Consider the following 5319-nt stretch of genomic DNA (forward strand, 5'->3'; position numbering starts at 1 on the left):
CACGGGCAACCCGCGCAACAACAACAACATGTCCGGTGCCCTGCCGGACGCGCCGCTGTCCGGGAAGTGGTTCTCCGCCCAGTTCCGGCAGTTGAAGCAATGTCAGGTCGAAGTGTCGCAAGGTCGTTTATCCCCTGCTCGATCCGCCGGTTCGAGCAGACCGGGCAGCCTGTCGCAGATTTTCCTGTTCGACTGGCGACCGTGGTCTTCCATTCATGACCACTGGAACATGCCCACCAGACGCTCTTGTTCGAGGCAACGAGAACGTCGTGGGCGGAGAGCGTGTTCTTGGTGGGGTGCCACTCGCGCGCGACCTCCGGCCGTAGCGTGGCGAGATCGGTTTCACCTGGAATAGGTAACCGCCCACCGCAGTAAGGGCAGCCAATTATCGCTTTTACGCGCTGCTCGACTCTTGATGCGTACGAGTGACTGCGGTCTGGGCAAATCCACCACGCGCTGTACTCGGATCCTGTCTTGACTGCAGTTGGTGGTCGATCGTTTCGGATGGTGTCCCATTCCTTTGCAATCTCGGGTTCGGTTGTCGCGAGATCGTTGACCCCGGTGATCGCGTAGCGACCTGCGCAGTGTGGGCACCCATATTTTCTGTTGGTGCGTTTTGTGATTTCTGTTTGGTACTCGTGACCGCCGGCACATCGCCACCAAGCTTTCCAGTTGCTTTTTGCTGTAAAGCCGGTAGGCGTCCGGTCGCCGTTGAAGGTGGGGTGCCATTGGGACGCGATTTCGGGATGAGTCGTAGGTAAGTCGGTTTCATTGGGAATTGGGCGGATCAGTGTGCAGTAGGGGCATCCTGGACCGATTTTGGCAGTGCGGTCGGCGACGCAGGCCTGATAGGAATGCTTCTTTCCGCATCGCCACCACGCCCGGATGCTGCTTTTCGGCGTGATATCGGTCGGTTGCCGTTTGTTTCTCTCTGCATCCCACTCTGCGGCGAGATCTGGTCGCAGAGTGGCGAGATCGGTAAGTCCAGGTATGGCGCGCACGGGCATGGACGGAATCCTTGTGTAGGGGTACGACAGTGAACGGATCAGTCTGTGGGCGGAATGTCTACTCGCCCTTCGGTCTCAGTCGCTCTGCGGTCTTGGCGTTGGTTGTCGCTTCCAGTCGTCGTGCGACGTCGTGGATGTCGTCGAAGCAGCGGAATGCGTCGTATCCGGAACGGAAGGCGAAGAGACTGTGTTTGCGGATGACGCGGAGATAGGAGCGTTCGTCGACGTCGTAGATTTTGAGCGCATCGCGGGGTGCTGGGATGGCGTTGTGGTAGGCGAACGCGATTTGGTAAGCGACTTTGAGGATGTTTGAGATGTGTTGTGCGGTCAGGGCTGCGGTGTGGATGTCTTGTGGGAGGTTGTAGCGGCCGAGTGCGTCGAGATTGTCGGCAAGGTCGACGAGGGAGTCGCAGGCGCGCTGCGCGTGGGCATGGACATTTGTTGCCGTGGATGTCATGAGGTCCTCTGTCTGCGATGCGGTCAGCGTGACTGGAGCTGTCGCGGATTGTGAAGCACGAAGGAAAGAACTCTATGTGACATTCAGGATGCCTCATGCATGTCACATTGGCAAGTGTGAGAAGGACATTTGGCCGAGCATTCAGGGTGGACTCGGTTCAGAATCGTTTCGCGTCCAGGTCGGACGGTAACGTCACCTGCATGGATCCGCTGGAGAAGGCCGTCGAGGCGCACAAGCGTGCAGTAGTCGCGGAGAAGGCTGCTCGGGATGCTCTGTACGGCGAGATTTGGCGCGCGCGACAGTCTGGAGTTTCGCAGGTGGAGGTTGTTCGTCGGACTGGTTATACGCGTGAACATGTGCGTCGGATTGAGCGATTGTTCGAGGGTACGTCGGATTGACTGGTCGCGGCCGTTGCTCCAGGGCGAGGATTTTACCGAGTCAGTATTGGAAATATGTCCGCTTGAATGGTCATGGATACGCGTGCGTAGAACAGTGCCAGTCGGCAGGGCACACAACGAAGAGGAAAGAATGACGGGCTATGCCGATGGTTGGGCGTTGCTGGGCGACGAGGTGAGGGCCATCATTAAGGAGTATTGGCTGGACGGGTTCCCTGTTGCGGCGACTCCGGACGAGGAATACAACCGAGGCCGTGGCCCCGGAAAACGCGTCAGCCCTATTTACGAATACGACGACGGCGGAATCGGGGCGACGCAGTGGCTCAATGTCACCCACAACGTCGCCGCGATACTGAAGTCGGACGGTGGATGGAAGGTTGGCGGCGCGTTCCACCTGTGGGTTTCCACCGGTATCGGGACGCTTCCGTACGAGGTGCCCCTGCGAAACCCAATCATGATCGACGCGGGGGATAACGTGGGCTGGAGCGAACGTAAGGAAGAAGCAATCGCCGCCGCAGAGGCAGTACTCGGTCTGCGTCGATTGGCCGAGTAGCTCACCAAAGCAAATCGAGAGACCCGATTTTCCTCAGTCCACGAGGCGAATCGGGTCTCTCGCGGCCAGAGGAGGAGACGAGCTCTCCCGGCGCCTCCTCGCGTGGGCCGCCGATGCACTCTCGCTGTTGCGGAGCCTGCGAGGCTGTCCACAAGAAGATGAACCCGACTTGAAACGAGTCCGCCAATCAGGTCAACACCAGGTCTGGCGCACTGCCCATCCGTTCGACCCCGACATCGCATTTCGGCTGATCTGCTGGTTCCCACCCGACAGCAACACCGTCGTAGTGGCACTGTTCGCGGGCGACAAATCGAGAATCGGCGACGTGTTCTACAACAGTGTCGGACCCCGAGCCGACGCCGCAGTCCGAGCATGGAAGTTTCAGACAGAAGGAGATCAACGATGACCGAACAGTCGGATAAGACCCGATTCATTCGCGGAAATGATCGCATCGACCGACTCGTTGCGGACCCGTTGATCGCTGACGATGTCACCCGCTACGCGTCCGAGCGCGCGGAAGTGAACCGGATCTACGCACAAGGCCTGGCGGACATCCGCAAAGCGGGCAAGCTGACTCAGACCGAAGTCGCAACGATCCTCGACACTGATCAGGGCACGGTATCGAGAATAGAAAATCGCGACGATCTGCTGCTTTCGACCCTGCGCCAGTACCTAGCCGCGGCCGGCGCAGTGCATGCGAAGATCGTGGTGGAGAAAGAGGGTGTCGAGATCACCCTCGACCTCGACAGCTTCGGGTGACCATCGGTTCGATCACCATGTGTCGTGGTGATGGGGCACACTGACGGCGCAGAGTGGCGGCGAGTAGTGCCGGCGCGAGTGAACGAACGGACAGCGGCATGGGTATTGAAGAAGCTCAGGACGACGGCACGCTCTACGCGGTGCCTCCGAAGGATCCGGACACGATCTTGGGGTCGATCGACTCGCTGCACGTCGAGGCTCCGGTGGTTGTCGAGCAACGCCAGGAGTCGCCGCCCGCGTCCGGGGAAACCGTCTCCGACCAGTGGGGCGATTTCGACCACTGACTGTGACACCTGGTACCTGGCTGACAGTGCTGGCCTTCTTCGTGTTCGTAGCTCCTGGGCTGCTGTACGACCTGGCCAGCGTCACCAAGCGCACCCGTCGACACGAGACGGTGTTCACCGAGATCAGCCGGATCACACTGATGTCGACGCTGTGCAGTGCCGGCGCTGCAGCTGTGGTGACAGTAATCGGCATGATCGTCGCCGCACGATGGGAGAAGTACCCGTTTCCGGATCCGGCGTCGATGATCCGCGGCGGCTCAGGTTACGTCAACGCGCACCTCGCAGCGGTGTCGTGGGCAGCAGCCCTTTGCTTGGGGGTCTCGCTCGGCATCTCCTACGGCGCGTTCCGTCTCGTCTACCGCACGGACAAAGCCGCGATCTCCGACATTTCCGCATGGAGGTCGGTCCTGCGTGACGATCTACCTGACCCAGGTGTCGCATATGCCCTGGTCAAAATGAAAAGCGGCACGGTCTGGGGTGGGCGGGTCGCCAAATACACGCCCGACCCGGAGATGGCGAACAGGGAATTGGTCCTGAGTCCCCCGTTGTCTGTCCGCGATGCTGCCGCGTCACAGATGGCGAAGGTTCCCGACAAGTGGATGCGCGTCATCCTGCCCGGTCCGGAGATCGTCTCGATGGTTGTCACCTACGGTGATCCACCGCCGTAGGTGACCGGCCGGCACTGCGGTCAGGCGATGTGGAAGCGGTCGTCTCCGAGTTCGACCTCGACACGCAGGGAACCGCCTACTGCCTCGACGTATCGGCGCAGGGTGTCGATTTGAATTCGTGCGAGGTCCCCGCGCTCGATGTTGGAGATGCGGTTTTGGCCGACGCCGAGACGGTCTGCGACCTCACCTTGAGTCAAGGCAGCATTCTTGCGGAGTTCCTTGAGTCGGTAGGCCCGTACCTCCTCGAGCAGTCGGCCCTTGTGCGCGTCCACGGCGGACCGGTCGACGGGCCGTGCGTTGAGCATGTCGTCGAGACTTTTTGCCATCACGTTCACTTCCCTTCCAGGTTTTCGATGTGGGTGTCGAGCAGATCGTCGGCGATCGGAATGTTCTTCTTGTACCACTTGGTCCACTGACCTGATTTGTCTCCCGCGATCAGCAAGATCGCCTTTCGATGCGGGTCGAACGCAAACAGCACTCGCAGCTCCGAGCGCCCACTCGATCCCGGCCGTAGCTCCTTCATGTTCTTGTGGCGGGAGGCAGTGACCGTGTCGACCAGCGGCCGACCGAGCTGAGGCCCACGTTCTTCGAGCAATTCAAGTGCAGCGACAACCTGTTCATAGGACGACTGATCCAGCTGTGCAAGCCAATCTTCGACCAACTCGACGTCCACACTCCAGATCGACACTTCGTCATAATATCACTCATAGGTGATATTTGGGGATCCGTTTCTGCGGCGGTGCCAGCGGTGCACATCCTGCAACGACTTACAGCTCTGACATCAACTCAGGAAGTCTTTACCGAGCCAGTCGATCAGGCACTTCTCGATAGGGTCGGGATTCTGTTTGACTGCCAGCTTGGTTAGGTGGGGTGCGATGATGTCCTTGTATTCTTCTCCGAGAACCAGTTCGACTGCCTCTCTGGCCAACCTGAACGAGCGTTGCCATCGCGGGCCACGCCGGTCGTCTGGCCCCGGCCCCACTGATTCGCAGTTGATCGTGTGCACTATTACGCGAGCGTCTGCACCCTCGAACGACTTGATCGTCCGGTCGATTTTGTCCCGCCCCTCTCTGATCGCGGCTGCCTGTTTCCGATCCAGCTTTCGTCCCCTCACCAGATTGGCGATGAGCTGGCGATCCTCCCTCAGCCAGATCACATGCAATGGGCCCGATTGGGGCGCATTGCCTACATCTTTC

The 5319-nt window shown here is 59.7% G+C and carries 9 protein-coding genes and 1 pseudogene; 5 read left to right on the forward strand and 5 right to left on the reverse strand.

Features of this window, described 5'->3' with window-relative positions:
• Positions 1-158: 158 nt before the first annotated feature.
• Positions 159-1007: pseudogene (locus ABT116_RS39095) on the reverse strand (zinc-ribbon domain-containing protein); the annotation flags it as partial.
• A gap of 58 nt (positions 1008-1065) precedes the next feature.
• Positions 1066-1464 carry a hypothetical protein gene (locus ABT116_RS39100; RefSeq protein WP_003944286.1) on the reverse strand — a complete coding sequence of 133 codons (399 nt, stop codon included), beginning with the start codon at positions 1462-1464 and terminating at the stop codon, positions 1066-1068.
• A 200-nt stretch (positions 1465-1664) separates the two neighbouring features.
• Here ABT116_RS39100 and ABT116_RS39105 point away from each other — a divergent pair, with 200 nt between their 5' ends.
• The 5 genes from ABT116_RS39105 to ABT116_RS39125 all read left to right on the forward strand — a co-directional run bounded on the left by ABT116_RS39105 (position 1665) and on the right by ABT116_RS39125 (position 4123).
• Positions 1665-1862, forward strand: a complete 198-nt coding sequence (locus ABT116_RS39105; protein WP_350835029.1) for a hypothetical protein — start codon at positions 1665-1667, stop codon at positions 1860-1862.
• A 130-nt stretch (positions 1863-1992) separates the two neighbouring features.
• A complete protein-coding gene (locus ABT116_RS39110) occupies positions 1993-2412 on the forward strand; it encodes a hypothetical protein (RefSeq protein WP_003944284.1) in 420 nt (139 codons plus the stop codon).
• 402 nt (positions 2413-2814) lie between these two features.
• Positions 2815-3171, forward strand: a complete 357-nt coding sequence (locus ABT116_RS39115) for a helix-turn-helix domain-containing protein (RefSeq protein WP_003944213.1) — start codon at positions 2815-2817, stop codon at positions 3169-3171.
• Positions 3172-3269: 98 nt separating this feature from the next.
• Entirely contained in the window at positions 3270-3455 is a 186-nt protein-coding gene (locus tag ABT116_RS39120) for a hypothetical protein (protein WP_003944200.1), read from the forward strand.
• Positions 3456-3457: 2 nt separating this feature from the next.
• Positions 3458-4123 carry a DUF6338 family protein gene (locus ABT116_RS39125; RefSeq protein WP_157770428.1) on the forward strand — a complete coding sequence of 222 codons (666 nt, stop codon included), beginning with the start codon at positions 3458-3460 and terminating at the stop codon, positions 4121-4123.
• A 20-nt stretch (positions 4124-4143) separates the two neighbouring features.
• Here the strand turns inward: ABT116_RS39125 and ABT116_RS39130 are convergent, their stop codons facing one another.
• From ABT116_RS39130 to ABT116_RS39140, 3 genes are all read right to left on the reverse strand, one after another.
• Positions 4144-4449 carry a helix-turn-helix domain-containing protein gene (locus tag ABT116_RS39130; RefSeq protein ID WP_037131447.1) on the reverse strand — a complete coding sequence of 102 codons (306 nt, stop codon included), beginning with the start codon at positions 4447-4449 and terminating at the stop codon, positions 4144-4146.
• A gap of 5 nt (positions 4450-4454) precedes the next feature.
• Positions 4455-4811 (reverse strand): type II toxin-antitoxin system RelE/ParE family toxin, encoded by a 357-nt coding sequence (locus ABT116_RS39135; protein ID WP_003944240.1) that lies wholly within the window; start codon positions 4809-4811, stop codon positions 4455-4457.
• Positions 4812-4904: 93 nt separating this feature from the next.
• Positions 4905-5319 (reverse strand): hypothetical protein (locus ABT116_RS39140; RefSeq protein ID WP_351644416.1); only part of this gene is annotated, 415 nt, incomplete at its 5' end.

The organism is Streptomyces sp. NPDC002130 (genome assembly GCF_040296465.1).
Classification (GTDB): Bacteria; Actinomycetota; Actinomycetes; order Streptomycetales; family Streptomycetaceae; genus Streptomyces.

Coding starts and splice junctions, on each gene's coding strand:
- ABT116_RS39100 (WP_003944286.1), bottom strand. CDS start 1,464: ATGACATCCACGGCAACAAATGTCCATGCCCACGCGCAGCGCGCCTGC.
- ABT116_RS39105 (WP_350835029.1), top strand. CDS start 1,665: ATGGATCCGCTGGAGAAGGCCGTCGAGGCGCACAAGCGTGCAGTAGTC.
- ABT116_RS39130 (WP_037131447.1), bottom strand. CDS start 4,449: ATGGCAAAAAGTCTCGACGACATGCTCAACGCACGGCCCGTCGACCGG.
- ABT116_RS39120 (WP_003944200.1), top strand. CDS start 3,270: ATGGGTATTGAAGAAGCTCAGGACGACGGCACGCTCTACGCGGTGCCT.
- ABT116_RS39110 (WP_003944284.1), top strand. CDS start 1,993: ATGACGGGCTATGCCGATGGTTGGGCGTTGCTGGGCGACGAGGTGAGG.
- ABT116_RS39115 (WP_003944213.1), top strand. CDS start 2,815: ATGACCGAACAGTCGGATAAGACCCGATTCATTCGCGGAAATGATCGC.